Source organism: Daejeonella sp., from assembly GCF_030695525.1.
Classification (GTDB): Bacteria; Bacteroidota; Bacteroidia; order Sphingobacteriales; family Sphingobacteriaceae; genus Daejeonella.
In genome coordinates this window covers 1-21,524 of sequence record NZ_JAUYSS010000041.1, presented here as the reverse complement: position 1 = coordinate 21,524, position 21,524 = coordinate 1, and the positions used below count along the sequence as shown (strand labels likewise).

Below are 21,524 nucleotides of genomic sequence, written 5' to 3'. Positions count from 1 at the left end.
TCGTAATCGTAAGAGTAGATTGATTAGGGCAATCTGTTCTAATTGTCCGGCAATTTGGGGCCTCACCCCCAACCCCTCTCCGGAGGAGAGGGGAGAATAGTAGCGGCGATTCCTGATAATAAATAAAACAGCAAAATTCAATTTGGTGTTAAAATTAAATATCAAACTAGTAAATTCATTTCCGCATATCGTGCTGCATTGGATTATATAAATCACATGCCTGTCGAATGAAAAAACAAAAACTTAACAGATGAACAACAAGCGCAGAGATTTTCTGAAAATGGCCGGGATAGCCGGAATTGGTTTGACAGGGCTGGGTATTGTGCCTGCAATTGCTTCAGACCCCCAATCTGCAGCCGAAGCCGCACAGGCGGCTGAGCTTCAGGCTTATAATCGATTTCCGCGGATGATGCAGGATTATTTCTTAGATCGCGTTGGAGAATCTCTGGCAAAATCCCGAAAACGCCGTGCCTCCCTAAAGACTAAACAGGATGCTGAGGCATATGTAAAGGATGTTCGTGCGAAAATTGCCCAATGTTTTGGTCCATGGCCAGAGAAGACTCCTTTGAATGCACGCATAACAGGAACAATTGAGCGTGATAGCTATAAAATTGAGAAAGTAATTTTCGACAGCCGCCCCGGTTTTCCGGTTACAGCTAATCTCTATCTTCCAAAGGGCAAAAACCGCCTATTACCTGCTGTGATTGGTACCTGCGGGCATGGTGATCCGGCGAAAGCCACTCCGATCTACCAATCATTTGCCCAGGGACTTGCCCGGCAGGGATATATTGTGTTGATCTTCGACCCTATCGGACAGGGAGAGCGGGTACAAATGCTGAGTAAAGATTTAAAACCACTCCATGGAATTGGGGTTCCTGAACATAATTATACCGGTAAGCAAATGCTGCTGAATGGCGAACACTTAAGTTCCTGGTTTACCTGGGATTGTATTCGTTGTGTGGATTATCTGCTGAGCAGGCCTGAAGTTGATCCCAAACATATTGGCGTGACCGGAAATTCGGGCGGTGGAACCCAGGCTACCTGGTTTTGCGGGGTTGAATCACGTCTGACAATGGCAGCTCCAAGCTGTTTTGTAGTGGGATTTGAGACCAATCTGAAGAATGAACTTCCGGCTGATATTGAGCAATGTCCTCCGGGGGCAATAAGCCTTGGGCTCGACCATCTCGATTTTATTGCAGCCATGGCTCCAAAGCCGGTCATTTTACTGGGTCAGGAAAAAGATTTTTTTGATGTCCGTGGTACCGATCATGCGGTTAAGGAGCTAAAAAAAATCTACAAGTTGCTGGGTGCAGAGCAGAACATTCAGTTTTTTGCAGGGCCGGAGTATCATGGTTTTTCGAAACATAACCGTGAGGCAATGTATTCATGGTTCAATAAAGTGACGAAAATTTCGGATGCAAAATCAGAACCTGAGCTAAGTCTTGAAGAAATTGATCTGTTATCCTGTACACCAAATGGACAGGTTGGTGAAAGTAATCCCCGCACCCTGACTAATTATACCCGGGAGTATTCTCAAAATTTTAAATCCCAAAGGGGATTACCTGCCGGGGAGGATCTGAAGAAGAAGATCAGAACCGTTCTTAAGTTGCCACAGATTTCCGGTATTCCGGAGTACCGTATTTTAAGGCCTCTTCCCGGAAGGCAGTTTCCTAAAAAATTCTCGGCATGTTATGCTGTTGAAACAGAAGCCGGAATTACCATTCCTGTTTACCGCTTGTCGGATACTGAATTATATTCACGACCGCCGGCAGGAGTGAATCGGGCGATATTGTATGTATCCCATCTTTCGGCAGATGAGGAATTGAGAAAAGAAGCATTGATCAAAGAGCTGATCAATGCCGAACCTGGATCAGCAATTTATGCCTGTGATGTACGTGGCGTAGGGGACTCGAAACCCAATACATGTGCGGATGATTTCTTTGGTGCATATGGCAATGATTATTTCTATTCGGCACATAGTATCATGCTGAACTCCACCTATACCGGGCAAAAAACATACGATCTGTTGCGGATCATCGACTGGCTGAGATCATGCGGGCATGAAGAGATTCATGTAGTCGGAAAAGGATGGGGGGCTATTCCTGCAACATTTGCGGCAGTGCTTTCAGATAAGGTTACACAAGTAACCCTTAAGCATGCATTGACAAGCTATGCAGATATTGCTGAAAATGCTGAATTCAACTGGCCTTTATCAACCCTGGTGCCTGGAGTATTAAAACATTTTGATCTTCCGGATTGTTACCGTGAGCTGGCTTCTAAAAAACTGCTGCAGATTGGGGCGGTAGGTGCGGGGGGAGTCTGAATCGCGGATTAGACGGATTGATGGATTGCACAGAAAGGTTCTGGATCGCAGATTTTAGGGATTAAGAGATTGCGCGGATTTTTGTGAAAGTATTAGACGTTTGAATTCTAAGCTTTTGGAGCCGAAATTAATGAGTAAGCCAATTTCGAGTTTATATGCTTTTAAATAATTGAGGGCTTGTGCCATGTGTACATCCTCTAATTTTATAACAGCCTTTAGTTCAACCAAAATTTTTCCTTCTACCACAAAATCAGCCCTTCTTGTGCCTATTGGCTCTTTTAATTCTTTGTAGAAGATAGACTGTTCAAGTTCTCTTACAAAATCAAGTCTGACTTGATTCAATTCATGAGCTAAAGCCCTTTGGTAAATGACTTCCTGAAAGCCATTACCTAAAAATTTGTGTACCTCGAATGAAGCTCCAATTATTTTTTCTGTGATATCCCGATATTTCAACTCTTCCATAATCCTTTAATCCATTAATCCGCTTAATCTGTGATCTCCGTTTAATCTGTGATTCAGACATTTTTGACTAAAATTAAACAAGCATTAAGCGAAATTGGCGAATATGCCTTTTCAAACGAGCACATGTAGCATACCAACTATTAAATGGTAAATATGGTTCTTTCAAATTTTTAAGGAACTCGATTTGTTCAGGATCTGAAAATAAGTCGTTCTACCTATAAGTATTTTAAGAGATCAGTGCATCGATATTGAATAAATCGCTTGTAAATGACCAAATAAAGCAATAGATTACAATATAAAATCACATAAAATGCAAGAATATTATTTTCAAAGGGAATGCTTGAGAAGAATAACCCTCCTTAATGTTAATTTATTACACAGCTTAATAGGAGTAATTTTTATCATCTTCCTTTTTCTTCCACAACTTTCACAAGCCCAGAATAAAGTACAAGCAAGTGAGCTTATCACTGAACCACCAACCCTCGAAAATTTAGGTTTCGAATGGTACATTAATGGTGATGCAAACCGTAATGCCACGGTAAAAGTCGAGTACCGGATCGCAGCATCGGCTAAGGAATGGAAACAGGGAATGCCTCTGCTTAGAATTGGAGGCGAACATATTTCAAGAGCGGGAATCGATTACACCACTCCCCACATGTTTGCAGGAAGTATTTTGGATCTTAAGTCCAATACCAGTTATGAGGCCCGCTTTACTTTAGAAGACCCTGACGGGGTTGAAGGGGAAGCAGTTAAGGTAGTTAAGGTTTCTACACGTGCTGAGCCTAAGGCGGCGAGCGGAGGAAGAGTAAGACATGTATATTCCCAATATTATACCGGCGAGAAATTAGAGCCGAATTATCCGGGTTTGGTGTCAGCTTATAACGGTTCAAAAGAAACTAAGGGTGATTGGTATGTGGTAAGTGAAGATAAGGTTCAACCCGGAGATATTATTAAAATACATGGCGGACTCTATCAGGGAGTTCTTCTTAATTATCCTGACTGGAATAATATTCCATTCGATGGGACTTATTTTTTCACCGCAAAAGGGACTGCGGAGCGCCCAATTGTAATTGAGGCAGCAGGGGATGGAGAAGTTATCTTTGATGGAGCGGGAGCCGCTAACCTGTTTAATGTAATGGCAACCGATCATCATATTTTTCAGGGGCTTACTTTCAGGAATGTAGGAAGAGTTTTTGATGCGGGTCGTAAACATTTGGCGGGTGCAAGCAACCTGACCATACGGAATTGTCGTTTCGAGGATGTTGGTGAGGGTATCCGGACAGAATATGCCGGTTCAAAGAACTTTCTTATTCAGGATAATGTCATGATTGGCCGCGATGATCGCTACAGGATGTACGGTTGGGCCGCTCACCGTGAAGGTTTGATTCCATATGGAACGCATCTATTGGATTCTTACTATGGGATCATGGTATATGGCCCCGGGCATGTAATTGCCAATAATTCCATTGCCTTCTTCCATGATGCAATCGGTGTATCAACTTACGGGACACCTGAAAAGGAGCAGGACTTAAAAGCAGTTTCGATCGATATTTATAATAATGATTTGCACCTGATGGTCGATGACTTTATTGAAGCAGATGGTGGTGTGCACAATATTCGCATTATGCGGAATCGGGGAATCAATGCTGCAGAGAGTGGAATTAGTGCACAGCCTGTATTTGGAGGCCCAGCTTATTACATTAGGAATGTACTCTATAATGTCGGACAGGGAGGAGCGCTTAAAATTCATGGAGGGGTACCGGGTCTTATTGCCTACCATAATACCTTTATCACAGAGAACAATGCCGGAGGCGGACACCCAAATTCCAACTACCGTAATAATTTGTTTCTTGGCGCAGATGGGCCAACAATTGTTGCTGCTTTCCCTTATACCACTTCCTATTCTGTAGCAGATTATAATGGTTATCGGCCAAATCGAGGCACTGAAAGTCCTGAAAATCAATATGTATGGTTGTCACCCAAAGGCGAGCGGCAAGGATTTAAGACATTACAGAGTCTTAGCAGTGCCAGTGGTCTTGAAGCTCATGGAATAACAGTTGATTATGATGTTTTTGAAAATCTTCATAAACCGATTCAGGCAGCTAAATCAGATAAGCCCAGTCCTGTTTATTATGCAGTAGATCTTAATTTTAAACTTAATCCTAATGGGAAGGCGGTAGATGCTGGTGTAATTATTCCAAACATAAATGATAACTTCAGCCGAAAAGCACCGGATTTGGGGGCACTGGAAGTCGGAAGTCCTGCAGTGATCTATGGAGTGCGTGGCCTTAAACAGGATCAGGAGTTCTGGCGATGAACAGATAATTTACATGTTGCTCGTTTATGGTTAGATGACAACCCTGCTGTTCTTAGCTTAAAAATTGTCTATTTTCAACTAATGGCTTGACTGCTCCGGCATGCTCAATAAAAAATTCATGAAATTAAATAGTAGTTGTCTTAAATAAATAAGATGACAATTTTGCTTTAATTTAGGGTTACTTGCCTTTCAACAGCTGATTAACGGTATAGTTAAATTTCAATGTGTGATTGAAGGAAAAACTATGTCCGGAGGGTTTTATGAAATCCAACAGTAACCTGGAAGCGTACCGGATGATAAAATTGAAATTTGGTAATAGGTATGATAAATGGTAGAAATTATGCCTGCATGCTCGCACAAAGTTTTTGAATTTTTCTGCTAGTGAAAATATTTTATTAGTTTCATTTTTATCCAAAGAATTGTATCAATGAAGACTATTTTATCTATTGATGGCGGTGGTATAAAAGGGATTATCCCCGGAATGGTATTGGTCGAACTTGAGGAACGCCTAAAGCAAAGAACAGGTAACCCTAAAGCGTTTATAGCTGATTATTTTGATCTTTTTGCAGGAACTAGTACAGGTGGGATTTTAACCTGCTTATTACTTTGCCCATCAAAAGATAAGCCCAATTACCCGCGTTACTCCGCTCGTGAAGCTTTAGATTTATACATTAAGCACGGTTCGGAAATATTTGAAATTAAGGGATTGAAGAGTTTTTTTGCCCGGTTTGGTTGGGTTAAAGAAAGATATGATGGTGAGGTTTTAGAAAATATTTTACTAAACTATTTTGAGGATGTAAAATTGAGCGAACTCATTAAACCATGTATAATAACCGCTTACAATATCGAGCTGAGAAAAGCCCATTTATTCAGGCAAAAAGTTGCCAAAGAACGTGGAATCAACCGAGATTTTTATGTGAGAGATGTTTGCCGGGCAACTTCAGCTGCTCCGACATTTTTTAGTGTTGCCGAGATTTACTCGCTTGCCGGAGTAAGATATCCGCTGTTAGATGGCGGGATTTTTGCAACTAATCCATCTTTAAGTGCTTTTGTTGAAATTAAAAAAGATCCTAAAGAATTGATCCTGAAAGATATATACATCATGTCTTTAGGAACAGGGAGCTCAAAAAAATCTTATGATAGTGATGAATTGCGAAATACGAAGGCACTATTTGTGGTTCCTGCTTTGTTAGATATGATTATGAGTGGGGCAACAGAAACAAGCCACTTTTATATGAAGCAGATATTTAATTTTCTGGGTTTATCAGAACATTATGTCAGGTTAGAACCTTTGGATTTACAGAGTATAGAGGAAGAAATGGATGCTGCAAGTCCGAAAAATATAAAAAAAATAATTGCATTAGCCGACCGAATGATTAGCCAAAGAACTAAGTTAATCGATGTTTTGGTTGATAATTTAATTAAGCTTAAAGAATCAGGGAGCATTCAAGTGGTTTGATTCAAGCTTTCTTTTTTAACTATCCCAGCTTTTAGTTTAATAAGCGCGGTGTTAATTGGGCCTGTAGTCCCTTTAAGGGTTCTTCTTGATGTGTCAATTTTCCATATTAGACGTATGCTGGTCGTATCTTAGACGTATATTGGTCGTACCTATGACAATTGGAGACGACCAATAGATGTCTGATAGATGATTAAATAATGTTTTGCATGAGATATAAGGAATAATTAAATTTATATTAAGCATTAACAGGGAATATGGCAATATTATCAGGCGGACCCAATAGCGGCTTCAGCGGAAAGGCCGGAAGTGTTGTCGGATATTATCGTATGGGTAAGTGGGTCATCAGAGGACTTCCGCGACTTTCCACGAAAAATAAGAAAGGATCAGCACTGCAGAATGTGCATCGCAATCGCTTTATTCAGGTGCAGCAGTTTCTGAAGCCCATTTCCGGTTTCATCCGCATCGGTTTTAATCTGGAAGCGAAACAGCGGGGTAATACCCCATACAATTCTGCGAATTCTTATCATTTGCTCCACGCCTTCGATGAAAACGGGCTATTGGACTATTCCAAAACGAAAGTGGCTTCAGGTTTTTTGCCGGGTGCTGAAGATGCGGCAGTTTTTTATCAGGATGGAGAATTCATATTTACCTGGAGCGACCATTCGCTGAATCCGCCTTACTCCAGAGCCATTCAGTCAAGGAAAGATGATCAGGTGATGCTGCTCATTTATAATATTAAATACGCAAGGATGGATGGTCTGTCAAGTGGTGCCAGAAGATCAGACTGCCGTGAGGTTTTGAAACATCAGGCAGTGTTGTCTGAAGAAGAATGGCATGCCTGGATCGCATTTGTTTCAGATGATCGGGAGAATATATCGGATAGTGAGTATCTGGGTATTGTGCACGGAAATTCTGAGGAGGGAGCTTAAAGGGATAGAGAGGTCTTTTACAAATCCAGTTTAAAATTTCTGCTCAAAAAAAAGGTCGCTGAAACTAATTTCAGCGACCTTTTTTCATTAGGATAGATTACTATTTCTTAGCCCACCATAGTGGAGTAAGTACGGCATCTTCGCCCCCTAAAAAGCCTACAGCCTGGCTATAACCGCCAGCATTACTGTCTTTTAAACCTGAAGGATATCTCAATCGCTGAGGGAAATTTTTCACACTGCTGGTCATAAAGTTGCCTGAGGTTAAATTTGGCAGGTTAACCAATGGATTTTCAACAGCAGGGTTCACAAAAAACGGAAGCCCAAGTCTGCGGTGATCACTCCATGTTTCTAAAGGTAACCATGGTGTTTGGGCGATGAATTTCTGCGTAATGATTTTAGTTAACAGATCATTCTTTACCGCACCGGCTTTATAGATGGTATTATCAGGGTATTTAATCTGAACCGTACCATCAACATCTGTATAACCATCTTTATAACTCATTGTATGCGTTGCCGGTGGCTCAACTACATGATCCCAGCTTACTGAAGTGCCATAGTTGTTATAGGATGTGGAAGCCAGATATGCTGTACTTTGGGCACCAACACCCCAGTGATCCAGATTGGCTTTTACCCCCGCCTCATAGGCAGCCTTTGCCGACATCGGTGTGGCCCAGCCTCTCACTGCGCCTTCAGCCAAAAGAAAATAAGTCTCCCAGTTAGCAAAGAATATTCTTGTACTTGCACTTGTCCTGAATTCGTTCGAGGTACGTGGCATAGTGCCATTAAAAGCTCTCACGTTATTTCTGGACCCTGGAACTCCCCAGTCGCCACTTGTAAACGCATTCCAGGTATATTTCGCGTCAATAGTTTTTACGACGGCTGTTCCATTCGTTAAGGTGTTCGTTGTCGTTTTTGCAGTGTTATCCCAGGATGGATAACTATTAAAATTTGGATTAGTTACATCACCAGGGATAATATAAGCTTTGAAGGCCCTTGGATCTATTTTGTTTGGCAATCCATCTAACCAATACCCAGCAAAAGGATCGTTGGTCTTCATTGTAAAATGATCCTGAAGGCGTAGTCCTATATAATTATCCGGCTTTACTGAGGACTGTAGAGCTGTACCTACCTGGTTTGTAGTTGGAATACCGCCCAAATTCATAGTTAAATTACGATAAGATGCACTCATGATCTGAGCATTCCACTCTCTGCTCATCACGCCGGTTAATGCATCCCATCCACCACGTTCTGCAACTTTAAAAGCCTGATCAGAGCTTAGAAGCAATTCTCCACTTGCAGCTTCTTCAAAAGCAGCTTTAGCTTTAGCAGCATCGACCTCTGATAAGCGCATGGCTAATCTTAAGCGCAGCGAGTTTGCATATCTTCTCCATTTATTATAATCATATTGAAAAGCAGGGTCTTGTTTCTTAACAATATCCGGATTAACAACAGCCATATCTAATTTTGAGCTGGCGTCTTTTAACTCATCAAGTAAATGATAATAAACATCTTTCACACTTGCGAATTCTGGATTTTTACCCTGAAAGCTATTGATGGGAATAGGCCCAAAATTATCAGATAGCTCACTCATCAAATATGCACGCCATATCCTTGCAACCTGTATTAAGTTTTTTGTATACAACTTACTTGTACCCTTTTCGATTTGATCATTCCCAACTTGTATAGCTGAGTTAGCTGCATTTAACCAGCTCGACATGTAACCGTTATAATAATCTGACGACCATCCATCGTTATATCCTCCGCTTGAAATACCTCCACCCAGTTGCTGGTGGCCAGCTGTCTTCCAGTATAATATAAAAACGCGTTCCGCTATGTGTGGATCCATTTGCGTCGATATGATACTGTTATTGATAAAATAATCTACCTGTACCTGATCAGCACTTGCCGCCAGTGGGTTGGTATTAATTTCGTCGAACTTTTTACATGAGGTTGCCATCACTAATACCGTAATCAGCAAGCCCATTCCTTTATATCTATTTTTCATCACCTTATTTTTAAATGTTAAAATCCTAATGCCAGGTTAATTAAGAAAGTACGCATGGTTGGTAAACCTGCATTTTCGAAACCTGTTGCATTGCTGTTTGTTGCATAAACCGATTCAGGGTCGATACCATTCATGTGGCTTTTAATTAACCACACATTGTTGGCTGAAACCCCAAATTTGGCATTCTTGACCGGTCCATTAGCCAAAAGCTTACGAGGAATCGCATAACTTAACTGAACATTTCTCAGACGCACATTACTTGCATCATACATATTCGCTTCTGTTATCCCTAAATTATTAGCGGTTGCAACTGCTAACCAGTATTCCTGTGGAGTTACAGATCTGGTGTTAACAGTATAGCCGCCACTGCCATTGCTTACAACCCCTTGCGCGACAAAACTCTCTCTCAAACCATTCGGGGCAGTCACTTTTCCGGTACCGCTTGATTGCAGGGCAACGTGCGTAGCAGAGAATATTTCACCACCAATTCTGGCGTCAACCATAAATGAAAGACCAACACCCTTATATTCAAAGTTATTGGTGAAACCAATCAAAGCCTTCGCTTGCTGGTTACCAAGCCTTACAATCTCCGGATCGCGTGTTGGTACCCCATTTGCATTTAACAGGATTTGACCAAAAAACGGACTAGCCTGATCTTTTACTCTCGAGTACCTTGTGCCATAAATTTCGCCATACTTCTGGCCAACTACAGCTAAAACGGCCACATCATCGAAACCACCAAGGTTGTATCTGGTAACACCTGCTGAAAGTTCTTCTACAGTGTTGTTGTTACGGGAGTAGTTAAATGAGGTATTCCAATTCAAACCACCTGGTTTGCCAAATACCTTGCCGTCAATTACCAACTCAAACCCGGTGTTCTGGATATCACCTGCATTTACTTTCCTGGCTGTATAACCACTCAAAGCATCCATAGGTAAATCAATCAATTGGCGGGTAGCATTTGTTTTATAATAAGATAAGTCTAATCCAATACGGCCTTGCAAAAATCTCATTTCAGTTCCAAGTTCAAGTGATTTGATCAGTTCACTGCGTACATTTGGATCTAACAATACACTGTTTCTTCCTGCAGTTGTGTTGCCATTAGGATCTTTGCCGATGTTATAAGTATTGTACAATTGATATGGGGCAAGGTCATTACCAACCTGAGCATAGGATGCTCTTAGCTTCCCGAAACTGAACCAATTTGGCAGTTGGGTACCCATTGTAGTTAACATATCAGAGAATACATACGATAAGCTAACTGAAGGATAGAAAAAAGAACGGTTTTCAGGGCTTAAGGTCGACGACCAATCGTTTCTGAAAGTCGCATCCAGGAAAAGATAATCATCATAACTAATTTGGGCACTGCTGTAAACGGAATTAATTCTTCGTCTTGAAATGCCTTCACTAACACCTGCAGGACTTACGCCATTATTGAGTGAAAAGAGGTTCGGCACAACTAGTAAACCAACACTCGAACTTAAAGAAGTAAAATTCGATTGCATTAAGTTACCTCCTACTGAAAGCATACCGCCGAATTTGCCAACAAGATTATCTTTTCTGGCTGAGATCATTGTGCTAAAGTTGGTTTCCGAAAAAGTTTGTTTTCCCATACCATAACGCCCTGTAGCTGCAATTGGGCTCCCCGCATATACATTGGATTGAGTATTCGTTGTATATAAATCGGCTCCACCCTTAACCTCTGCATTTAACCAGCTGTTGAAATTATATTTCACTGAACCATTCACAATAAACCGGTCTCTCGAGTCTTCATTTAAATTATATCGGTTGCTCCAATAAGGGTTAACCTGGCTTCCTGCACCATCGAACCATAACATATTGCCTGCATTATTTGTTGCATTCCTGAACTCAGTAATATTCATCGAGCGGGGCAACATATAAAGGGTATAGGCATTACTGCCATCCCTGCCACCAATTGGCCTGTTATTAGCTTTGGTATTGCTATACTGAATTTTGGTATCCGTTACCCAGCGCTCATCTGTACCAAATTTACTGATGGATCTTGCAGTAAGGTTATTACGCAAAAGCTTGGTGCCGGGTACTATGCCTTCATCTTCCAAACGGTTATATGAAGTATAAACAGAGGCGCCTTTAAACATCTGCTGAAAGGAAATGCTATTGCTGATATTGGTACCCTGTTGCATATAATTATCCACATTATCGTAAGTAGATAGACCAACCTGCTGACCATTCCAATTGGTTACCATCTGACCCTCAGCTTTGGGCCCCCAACTGGCTGTTGAGCTAGCGTTATAAACACCCGTATTACCCTGGCCAAATGAGTTTTGAAGCTCTGGATTTGTGAAAATATTTGACATACCATACGTGCTCGATACGGCTATCCCTAGTCCGTCTTGTGCACGGCCAGATTTGGTAGTAATCAAAATTACCCCGTTTCCCGCTCTGGAACCATATAATGCGGCAGCAGAAGGGCCTTTTAACACAGAAAGTGTCTCGATATCGTCGGGGTTAATATCAGCTATTCCGTTACCCATATCTAAGGATCTGTTCCAATAACCATTATCCGGTGCACCGGTGAAGTTATCAATTGGCACACCGTCAACAACTATTAAAGGCTGGTTGCTTCCTGTAAGTGAATTACTTCCGCGAAGTAATATTTTTGATGATCCGGCTGGTCCGTCACTAGACCTGATAACTTGTAGTCCGGCGACTTTTCCTATAAGAGTATTAGCCAAATTAGGTTCCTTAGCCGAAACTAAAGTCTCTCCTTTAACTTCCTGCACCCCATAACCCAGAGATTTTTTCTCCCGTTTTATGCCGAGGGCAGTAATAACTACTTCACCCAGTTCACTTTCATCCGCAGTGAGGGTCACGTCAATGGTTTGGCGGTCTCCCACTGTGATCTCCTGTCTGGCTGAGCCAATCATGGTAAATACAAGAATATCAGTTGGGCTGGCTGAAATTGAAAATTTTCCTGCGGCATCCGTCTGGGTTGCTCTTGTTGTGCCTTTTACAGTAACACTAACACCGGGCACCGGTGCTGAATTTTCCATTACTGTTCCGGTAATGGTTTTTTGTGCAAATGCACTAATGCTCAACAAGATGAGCATTAGTACACTTAAGCACTTTAAGTAGTTGTTTTTCATAGTTTTGTTTTTTAGTTTGTTTTTGGTTTTTGGTTTTTGGTTTGTTTTTGGTTAGTAGTTGGTTTTTTTTGAGAGTTTTAAATCAGTATAGTGGTTAGTTTAAATTTTTTGCTGGAATTTTATTCAAACTGGCTGTTTTCTACGACCAAACTTGCAGCAGCTAATAGCTCCGCGTTATCTGCCAAAGTTGATAATTCAATACTTGTTTGGTCTGAAATTCGGGGTATACAAAATTCATTAATGGCTTGTTGTATTGCGGGAAGTAACATCTTGCCCGCTCTTGCTCCCCGCCCACTGAGTACAATGCACTCCGGATTGAGAATATGAATTAAAGTGGACAAGCCTTTTCCCAGTTGAAAGCAGCCGGCAGACAGAATTGATATCGCCAATGGGTCTTGTTGAATAACTGCATCTAAAAAATGTTCGCCGACGTGTTTTGATTTATCCTTGAAAAGCTTCTTCATACTCGATTCGGCACCCTCTTCCAATGCTGCTTTTGCTTTTTCAACCATTACCCATAGGGAAGTATCTACTTCCAGGCAACCTCTTTTACCACATGAACATAAATTATTGGTTTTAGAAAGCGGTATATGACTAAATTCTCCGGCATAGCCCGAACTGCCCCTATATAAACTCCCCTTCAGGATTATTCCCAAACCTGTTCCCCATCCAACATTCACTACCAGGGCATCCTGCATCCCTTCGGCCTTTCCAAAATGAAGCTCAGCTAAGGTGATTAAACTGGAATCGTTATCTATAAAAACTGGCAGGGATAATGCTTCTATCAGGTAGGTACCTAAATTAGAACCATCAGGTGTAGGCAAATGAGAATTATTAATCCCTTGTTCGGCATTTACAAGCCCGGGCATCCCAATACCGACACCCATTAAAGATTTTCTATCGAGACCAGATTTTTGAATACATGAATTTATAAAAGTGATGAGTTTAATAACAGCCTGTTTATCCTCATTAATATTCAAATCGAGCAACTGAAGCGGCAATACAATCTCATTGGCCAGATTGAAAATCACCAGTCGGGTGATAAGCTGATCCATAGCCACAGCAACAATGTATTTATGCTTTGCCGGATTAATTAAAAACATTAAGGGTCGGCGTCCGCCTGTTGAAGGGGCTAAACCCTTTTTTTTAATGTATTTATCAGCAATCAATGAATTTACGGTAGTAGTCACTAAGGGTAAACTCCGCTGAGTAAGCTTACTCAAATCGGGTAAAGAAAGTGTCTTTTTGTAATAGAGATATTTAATTATATCTGCTCTCAGCCTCTGATTATTTTCAATTTTTACTGACATATTGGATTCTGCTTAAACAAACTTAATAAAATAAATTAAAAGAAAACAAATCTTTATAAATATTTTATAAAGTTGGTTTAAGGGTACTGAGCCTATAAAAAGCGATATAAATTTTGTTTAAGCGGGTATTTTTAGAAGAATGAAGAGGTTTTTTATGCCGAAATGGCTTTAGCAGTTTTTTCTTGCTTTAGATATTTAGGTATGTTAGATCTATAGTCTTATCGAGATCAAAAGACCGGCTGAGTAATGTCTAAATAAGTATCCGTGCTTTTGAAAAGGCTGGGAGTTTTTACTTTGTCAAAAGAGGGAAGCACAAGAGATATTATAGTTTGGCTGACTCTTGTAATTGGGTGTAATTGGGTGTATATTTGGGTGTAATTGGGATTTAATGTTAAATATTAGTCACTTAAATATCACATCCGACTTACTGAATCTCGTCAGTGAAATTGACGAATTTAAAGGTGCATGGCGTGCGCTGGGCACACTCGCACCTGAAAGATTATCCGCATTGAGGCGGGTTGCGACGATAGAGAGTATTGGTTCATCCACAAGAATTGAAGGCAGCAAACTTTCCGACAGGGAAGTTGAACAGCTTTTATCCAAGCTGGAGATTAAATCTTTTTCGACACGCGACGAGCAGGAAGTGGCGGGTTACGCTGATGTGATGGATACTGTGAGAAAGCCCTCCGCTCCGGGTATGAATCCTGTGCGACCAATATTTTAATATTAAAAAAAGCCACCCGAAGCTAGCTTTCCAGGTAGCCCGCACTGGACAAATCCCGAACTATTTTGTGGATCATTTGCGTGCATTAGCGTTCGTAGTTTGAATTCTTGCGCAGGGCGAATCGGGAAATTTTTCCGCTTATCCAGATTCGACATTAGGTTAGTATTTTTCCGATCTTGTTTTTTTCTTAATTTGCTGTATAAATCCCAATCTATGAACAAACGTCGAGTTTTCATGTTCTGCCTGTTGGTTATAGTGGCGTTAACGGCCTTCGGCACACAGGCCCAGACCACTGTGTGGATCGTGCGTCACGCAGAGAAAGATCTGAAGAATCCTTCTGATCCCGATCCGGCGCTGTCGCTTGACGGGCAGGACCGGGCAAAAGATCTGGCCACTTTGCTCTTACCGCAACGGATACTTGCCGTTTATTCTACTCCGTTCAAACGTAGCAGGCAAACCGCAGAACCTACGGCTTATGGGCACGGTGTCACTGTTCAAATGTATGACCCGGCTGATCCTGCGTCTTTGGCGGCATCGGTGCTCCGGCAACATAAGGGAGGATCGGTAGTGATCGTTGCACATTCGAATACTGTCCTGGAACTTGTTGAGGCCTTCGGGATCAAACGCCCTATGCCGGCATTGAGTGAGGATCGTTATGATTATGTATTCACTGTGAGGGTTCAAGGTAATTCCATACAGTTACTCACGTCGCAATACGGAAAATTGCCTCGGGCCACCCTACCTAAGTAATGTGAACGAAGGAGTATTCTTGCTGGCGAGAGCTTCAGTCGGTGCCGTTAAATAAAAAAAGCCACCGAAAGGTGGCCTTTCTAAGTAGCGGGGAGCAGGATCGGTCCCAATAGCAATCGGGAGCCAACCTCAGGGTTATAAAATTCAATCCATATAAAAAGCCACCTTTCGGTAGCTTTTTATGTAGCGGGGAGCAGGATCGATCCCGATACTTGTCGGGAGCTGACCTCAGGGTTATGAATCTGCTCATAAACATCTGAGCTACCTCCGCATTGTCTATTTAAGCCTTTTGTGCAGGTTTATAAATATTTTTAATTGTAGAAGTTGACGCATTTAGATTGATTCAATAGTCACATCAACCCTTCATCTGCAAAACTAAAATAGGCATCTCTTGTCAGGATTATATGATCAAGTATTGGAAGGTCGAGGAATTGTCCTGCTGCTTTCAATTTCTTTGTAAGCTCTATATCTGCCTGGCTAGGATTGAGGTTGCCACTGGGATGATTATGGACTAAAATCACTGATGCTGCATTGCATTTGAGTGCTGAAACGAATATCACCTTTGGATCTGCTATCGTCCCTGATGTACCACCAACAGAGATAGGTACAATCCCTAACACCCGATGTGCCCGATTCAAGAGAATGATTTTAAACTCTTCTATGAACTCGATTATCTCAAAGTTCCAATTACTCTGCAGTACCTGGAATGTTTCAATAGAAGAGCTGATTTTAGGTCGATCACTCGCTTTAACCATTGTTTTGTAGCTTACTTGTACTTCAGCTACTTTTAAATTTTGTTTAGTTTCCATAATATTTGAATTAATTATGGAACTCAGTCATGCTTTCTATCTCCACTAAATAAAGGAGGAGTGGAATAAATGGACTTGTGCGCGGAATTGTGGGTTTATGCCAAGCTCATTGAATGTGTGGAGATTGAAAGATAAATTTGTGGAGATTATTAATAATAAAATAGTTGAAGTCTTGGCTTCGTAAAATATGCTACATTATGTTTTCAATGGCAGGTAGTGATTGTGACGATGCTGGAGAAGATTAGTTTAAGTGAAAGCTGTTTTGATAGTTTAAAATGGTAAATTATCCTCTGATGGATCTACAAAACTGTCCATAAGTTCTTTGAACTTTATCTTTCGTTCCTTCGAGCCTCGTCTGGTTATGAAATCGTATATCACTCCATTGCCATTTTTTAGCTCAACTTCAAATAAATGATCAAATGACTCCAAGAATGCTAAAGGTTCTAACTCATCAAAATAATGTCCAAAAGTATCTAAAACAAGTCTTTGCTTGTCTAAATCTTTCGATTCAATAGCATCGTATATAGCGTCTGCGATTTCTGATTTTAATAAGGATTTCTTTAAGATCTGCGGAAGCCACGTGGCGTAAACAGCATCTTGATTAAGATTGCCAGTAACGCTTTTCTCACCCCTACCTATGCACTTAATTAATTTGTTTTCGGATCGAAGTCTGGCGTCCTCGTCTAACTCTTCCCAGGTATCTTTAAAAAGAGCAATGCATCTTACAACTTTACTTAGTGAATCTGTAAATCGTAACTCTTCTGAAGCAAGGCTTGTGATTTCTTTTTTATCGTTCTCAGATAACTTTTCCATCAAACCTTCCCAAATAAATTTCAGATTATGAATTTTTCCAGATTCCTTTGCTCTGAAAATCTCAACTGTTATTTCAAAGTACTTATTAGAGGGTACATCTTTTATGAGCAGGTCGGAGTACTTTTTGCTCTGAACGAAGTCCTCGTCAAAAACTCGTTTGAGAAAAAGATCAACTGTGAAGCGTCCAGTTGATTTATCTATTACTTTCAATAAATGGTTCAAGAATATGATGATTTCAAAGGCATCCCTTTCAGAATCATCCGTTTTAGAATGGGACCTGGGATTACGATATGCAGAATATATTCCTCGCAGTATGCTTTCTATACCTTTTTGAATATTCTTTTCCGTTTCAGTTTTGAGTTTATTTAGTTTTATCCTGGGATTTTCTCCGCCAAAAGCTGCACCGACTAAAGTATTTCCGTCACCATCTAATCCAGATTTTTCTCGAATAACGTCCCCAACAAATTGAATTGAGTCTAGTACTGCGTTTGTATAGTTTTCTGAATTATAATTTCGCTTTATAAAATTCCACAACCGTTCCTCAATTAAATCTTTTAAATCACTCATAGTTGCTACATCAATTTATATCAGACTCCTAACCCTGCAAAACATGTTAAGAGTAAGTTAGGAGATTTTCTATTAAATGTATAATTTATATATGGTGTAAGAAAATCTCCTTCACAATAGGCTTATTATAGATGTTTAGATTACAAGTGTTCCCTGCTTATACCGGTTTTATAACGAAGATTTAAAGTGTCGAGGTATGATTGAATGGTCATAACTCAATATTACTAAAAATCTGATTCTTTTGGTGTTATTAAAATCCTGATTTTGGGAGGGAGATTTCTGACTAAAACTGCACTTATTATATACTGTGTGAAAAATCTCCCACACTATTTAGATTGATAAGCATCGTAACAAAATATGAAATATGTGTGTATATAACCCCTTATTTGGTTTTGTCTACAGTCGATCTGGATCAGATGAATTTAAAATAAGTGATTAAATCCGAAAGGGCTTTTAGACAGTTTGACGGACCACCTATTGCATATACAATAGTAATGCCGGGCATTTTTTTTAATATGGTAAATTTTTGAGTATCATTTCAACTTTGTATAACAATGTGTTATCGTTTACCTTTACGAATAGATTTGTACGATGCTGAAAGGCGTTTTCGGTATTCTTTGTAGCCACCAAAGAGTGGAATTCCTCTCCATGTATATATTACTTTATTTGATGTGCAAGAAATTGTTTGTTGTTGTATATTTTGTTCTATTTCGTCTTCTTTTCTAAAGTCATTTATAAATTCTTGAACTCTGAAAGTCCATTCTCCATTTGTGGTTGCATTTATGAAAGCTTTGCGTGAAATCTCCGCAACTCTCGCATATCTTCCAACTTGCGGGAATAAACAGTAAAGAGTATTTCGCATGCCTTCGGAATCGTCCTTTGAACCGTCTCCTCGAAAATCAAAGATAACAGGTACAGAACTTTCAAGCCAAGCAGACGGGAAACACCAATCTATAAGGTCAACTCTAAATATTTTTGGATTTTCTGTATTGTAAAAAATTGGATTTTCAAAACAGTTTTTTTTGCCTTTAAGAAAACGAGGATAATCTCTTTTTAGGCGTGTGCCGTTTACCATCCAAACCATTTTTTTATAAAACTGTTCTCGTGAGGTTCGTTCTTGAAGGTCAATATGCGAATGTTGAAACTCTATAACGAGACCATGAACTGTACGAATATCAGCAACATGTTTTTTGCCCGTTCTTTCATCAAGTAAGGATATTTCATGCCAATCGGCTGGGTAATTGTTTTTCCAAGTTCGGTGCCATTCTGTTTCCGGTTCCCACCAATTATCACAAGCTGTTTTGCTTTTATGTGCCCAATGCCAAATTTTTCGTGTGCCACATTTGGCAATAACGGGCTTCGAACAACAAGTACACAATCCTTTAAGTAGTGGTTGGGCCTCTGTTCGATTATTATTTATTAAAGCAAAATGCATACATTTTAAAAATTACCTATTTCATGATAGTTGCTTTAAAAACAGAATATTCTCTATCTGGATAATAATAAACTGCTACCTGTCGACTAGGGTTAATGTAGATATGACCAAGTTTTCTTTCACGAGCACCTTGTGGAGAAGTCCATGTTTTATTGTCTTGTAATTTCCAACCAAAATCTTGCCACAAAATAACATGATAATATCTTGCATCAGCATCAATTTTTTCATCAGCAAATACAGAAATCATAGATCACATAGCTTTCCTTCAAAAAAAATTTCTCCACTTTTGACTATCCTAGAAGGCGGTAATTCATATTCTAACCATGTATTTGTACTCATGGTTGCATATGTTGCACAACTAGTAAGACTGATTGTCAAAAACGCAATCAAAATAATGCTAAGATATTTTTTCATTCTAATCGTTTTACGTCCTTCTGGAGGGTTATTGTTTTTAACGCCACTTCTTGCCATTACCGGTTTAGGAGTTTGCGTTGGGGGGCTGTTGAAATCGAAAACTGTTCGCCATCACCAAAGTTTATTAATTCGTAAATGTTACTATTTGCATTGCAGCCCACTAACGCAAAACCTGTGTTAATGGCTGGTTTTTTCCTTCCGCCACACAACTTTTCCATAATCCGAACTGCTTAAAACAATCTTCTTGTCCTCTCTAAGTTCACCCATTAAATTCATGGAATGATTTACTGGAAGAATATAGAGGAAAAGATATTTGCCGTCCGTTTTGTTTCGTTCAGTGGGAATAATTATTTCTTTTAAGCCAAATTCATGATCTTGTCCTGAGTCTGGAACGTATGCCCAAGAAATTGTCCCAGAATGAGGATAGTCCTTGTTAACTATGATTTCGCCAGTCCATTTTCGATTGTCATGTGCCAGCTCAATAGTCAATGAATTACCACCATTATAAATTATTTTGCCGTTAGCTATCGGCCCATCTGAGAACCTGTCTTGGATGCCAAATTCTTCCCAGTCTCCAGTCAAAAGATTTAATCGCTTGAAAAGTCTGTATTCCTGGATAAACTCAAATATTAGCACCACCAATGTCGAGGCATACGCACCTTGAATAATATTCAGAATTATAGGTTTAAGTCCGCACGAATAATTTAATAGGTGTCCACATACAACGATTATTGTCGCTATAACTGCAATGATTATTGGTCTATATAGTCTTGTCATAATAACTTGCCACTAACGGTTTCGGGCTTTGCGTTCGGGCGGGTTTCGGAGCACAAAATTTTAATATAATACTAATGTTTATTAGATGTACTAAGTTAAAGGTTTGCACTTCACCCCGCCTGAGGCAAAACCCGTGTTAGCTGTTGTGTTGTCTATCTTATCCCAAGTGTGTTTTTTAACCTTGATAATAGTTCTTCGGATAATAGAACATCTCTTGTCGAAACAAATAAGTCTGTACCGTGAACTAAACTGTTACGAAGAGAGATTAGCTCTATTAAGTTATTTTTCAAATCATTGTCAATTTTACCTTCATTATATAAAATGTAAACAAGTTTTGTCTTTGCAACTCGTTTTCTTCTTGCACTTTCATAATCATTTACATCTGTATATAAAAGCGTTGTTCCATACTTTTCAAGTATATAGTCAATTTGGTTGAAGTTTTTGAGGAACTCTTCAAGACTTCCACTCTCATTCTCTTTATCCTGAGTTGTATTTTCTCTTAGCTTATTGCTTGCTACTTCAATACTGTTAGGATTTAATATTGTAATTACAAATGAGATGATTATAATTAGTGTAGTCAATATTGTTGAAACAGAGATGTTTATCAGAAGAGAAAGAAGCGTTGAAAGCTGAGTAGTTTCAGCAACAATAACTAGAAAGCAAAGAGCGATTGAAACGAATGTCGTTATGCTTATTCCGATGATTGAACCGAAATATTCAGACTTTAGTAGCAAGACCACTTCCTCAAGTGTTTCATCTTTGTCAGCCCTTCTGTCAAGCTCATTTCTTAGAAAAATATAACCAGTAATTATCAGTCCAAATATCGCAGCGATGACTTGAGATGCAGATGAGAAAAGGTAAAGAATTTGATTTTCATTCAGAGCAAATAATGGCTTAATTAAATAAACAAGGATACTTACAATAGTAAGTGCCAACCAAATCTTCAGATTTCGACCTGCATTTTTTGTTACTAATAATTTTTGAAACTCTTTTAGTCTATCTAGCATAAGGTTAATTCGATGTCTGTGACATATCAGCTAACGTTTTGCAGGTTTGAGAATTTGCGGTTTTATATGCAGAAACTTTGTTATCCTGCAATAAAATTTAATAAAAAGTGATGAAGGAAGTGAAAGCTCTTCGCCCGCAATTTTTTAAACCTGCTGTGTGTGCCTTGAATGGTAAATATAGTTCTTTTAGAAAAGAATCCCCAGAGGGTGCAAGTCCCTTATGCACTGGAGTAACGTCCGGAAGCATTAGCAAGTCGCAAGGTGGTTTGGGGTGACCCAAGCACTGAAGTAAGCG

The 21,524-nt window shown here is 39.9% G+C and carries 17 protein-coding genes; 6 read left to right on the top strand and 11 right to left on the bottom strand.

Annotated features, from left to right (window positions below; all coding sequences use genetic code 11):
• Positions 1-250: 250 nt before the first annotated feature.
• On the top strand, positions 251-2,323 hold the full coding sequence (locus Q8S11_RS09125; protein WP_305661783.1) for a S9 family peptidase: 2,073 nt from the start codon (positions 251-253) through the stop codon (positions 2,321-2,323).
• Between the two features lie 54 nt (positions 2,324-2,377).
• Here Q8S11_RS09125 and Q8S11_RS09120 read toward each other — a convergent pair whose 3' ends face one another.
• Positions 2,378-2,785, bottom strand: a complete 408-nt coding sequence (locus Q8S11_RS09120) for a GxxExxY protein (RefSeq protein ID WP_305661782.1) — start codon at positions 2,783-2,785, stop codon at positions 2,378-2,380.
• 310 nt (positions 2,786-3,095) lie between these two features.
• Here Q8S11_RS09120 and Q8S11_RS09115 point away from each other — a divergent pair, with 310 nt between their 5' ends.
• The 3 genes from Q8S11_RS09115 to Q8S11_RS09105 all read left to right on the top strand — a co-directional run bounded on the left by Q8S11_RS09115 (position 3,096) and on the right by Q8S11_RS09105 (position 7,490).
• Positions 3,096-5,102 carry a hypothetical protein gene (locus Q8S11_RS09115; protein WP_305661781.1) on the top strand — a complete coding sequence of 669 codons (2,007 nt, stop codon included), beginning with the start codon at positions 3,096-3,098 and terminating at the stop codon, positions 5,100-5,102.
• Positions 5,103-5,529: 427 nt separating this feature from the next.
• Positions 5,530-6,561, top strand: coding sequence for a patatin-like phospholipase family protein (locus Q8S11_RS09110; protein WP_305661780.1), 1,032 nt, complete (start codon positions 5,530-5,532; stop codon positions 6,559-6,561).
• 254 nt (positions 6,562-6,815) lie between these two features.
• The gene (locus Q8S11_RS09105) at positions 6,816-7,490 is read left to right on the top strand and encodes a DUF6266 family protein (protein ID WP_305661779.1); all 675 of its coding nucleotides are present in this window, start codon (positions 6,816-6,818) and stop codon (positions 7,488-7,490) included.
• Between the two features lie 100 nt (positions 7,491-7,590).
• Here the strand turns inward: Q8S11_RS09105 and Q8S11_RS09100 are convergent, their stop codons facing one another.
• The 3 genes from Q8S11_RS09100 to Q8S11_RS09090 all read right to left on the bottom strand — a co-directional run bounded on the left by Q8S11_RS09100 (position 7,591) and on the right by Q8S11_RS09090 (position 13,933).
• A complete protein-coding gene (locus Q8S11_RS09100) occupies positions 7,591-9,495 on the bottom strand; it encodes a SusD/RagB family nutrient-binding outer membrane lipoprotein (RefSeq protein ID WP_305661778.1) in 1,905 nt (634 codons plus the stop codon).
• Positions 9,496-9,512: 17 nt separating this feature from the next.
• Entirely contained in the window at positions 9,513-12,623 is a 3,111-nt protein-coding gene (locus Q8S11_RS09095; protein ID WP_305661777.1) for a SusC/RagA family TonB-linked outer membrane protein, read from the bottom strand.
• A gap of 119 nt (positions 12,624-12,742) precedes the next feature.
• Entirely contained in the window at positions 12,743-13,933 is a 1,191-nt protein-coding gene (locus Q8S11_RS09090; RefSeq protein ID WP_305661776.1) for an ROK family protein, read from the bottom strand.
• 388 nt (positions 13,934-14,321) lie between these two features.
• Between Q8S11_RS09090 and Q8S11_RS09085 the strand changes: the two genes are divergently transcribed.
• Positions 14,322-14,657, top strand: a complete 336-nt coding sequence (locus Q8S11_RS09085; RefSeq protein WP_305661775.1) for a hypothetical protein — start codon at positions 14,322-14,324, stop codon at positions 14,655-14,657.
• A gap of 213 nt (positions 14,658-14,870) precedes the next feature.
• On the top strand, positions 14,871-15,407 hold the full coding sequence (locus tag Q8S11_RS09080) for a histidine phosphatase family protein (RefSeq protein ID WP_305661774.1): 537 nt from the start codon (positions 14,871-14,873) through the stop codon (positions 15,405-15,407).
• 350 nt (positions 15,408-15,757) lie between these two features.
• Here Q8S11_RS09080 and Q8S11_RS09075 read toward each other — a convergent pair whose 3' ends face one another.
• The 7 genes from Q8S11_RS09075 to Q8S11_RS09045 form a co-directional block, all read right to left on the bottom strand.
• The gene (locus Q8S11_RS09075; protein ID WP_305661773.1) at positions 15,758-16,216 is read right to left on the bottom strand and encodes a RadC family protein; all 459 of its coding nucleotides are present in this window, start codon (positions 16,214-16,216) and stop codon (positions 15,758-15,760) included.
• A gap of 270 nt (positions 16,217-16,486) precedes the next feature.
• A complete protein-coding gene (locus tag Q8S11_RS09070; protein ID WP_305661772.1) occupies positions 16,487-17,596 on the bottom strand; it encodes a TIGR02391 family protein in 1,110 nt (369 codons plus the stop codon).
• A gap of 559 nt (positions 17,597-18,155) precedes the next feature.
• Positions 18,156-19,031, bottom strand: a complete 876-nt coding sequence (locus Q8S11_RS09065) for a competence protein CoiA (RefSeq protein WP_305661771.1) — start codon at positions 19,029-19,031, stop codon at positions 18,156-18,158.
• Positions 19,032-19,047: 16 nt separating this feature from the next.
• Entirely contained in the window at positions 19,048-19,278 is a 231-nt protein-coding gene (locus Q8S11_RS09060) for a hypothetical protein (RefSeq protein ID WP_305661770.1), read from the bottom strand.
• Positions 19,279-19,622: 344 nt separating this feature from the next.
• A complete protein-coding gene (locus Q8S11_RS09055) occupies positions 19,623-20,222 on the bottom strand; it encodes a hypothetical protein (protein ID WP_305661769.1) in 600 nt (199 codons plus the stop codon).
• Between the two features lie 152 nt (positions 20,223-20,374).
• Entirely contained in the window at positions 20,375-21,229 is an 855-nt protein-coding gene (locus Q8S11_RS09050) for a hypothetical protein (protein ID WP_305661768.1), read from the bottom strand.
• 97 nt (positions 21,230-21,326) lie between these two features.
• Positions 21,327-21,524 (bottom strand): hypothetical protein (locus tag Q8S11_RS09045; protein WP_305661767.1); only part of this gene is annotated, 198 nt, incomplete at its 5' end.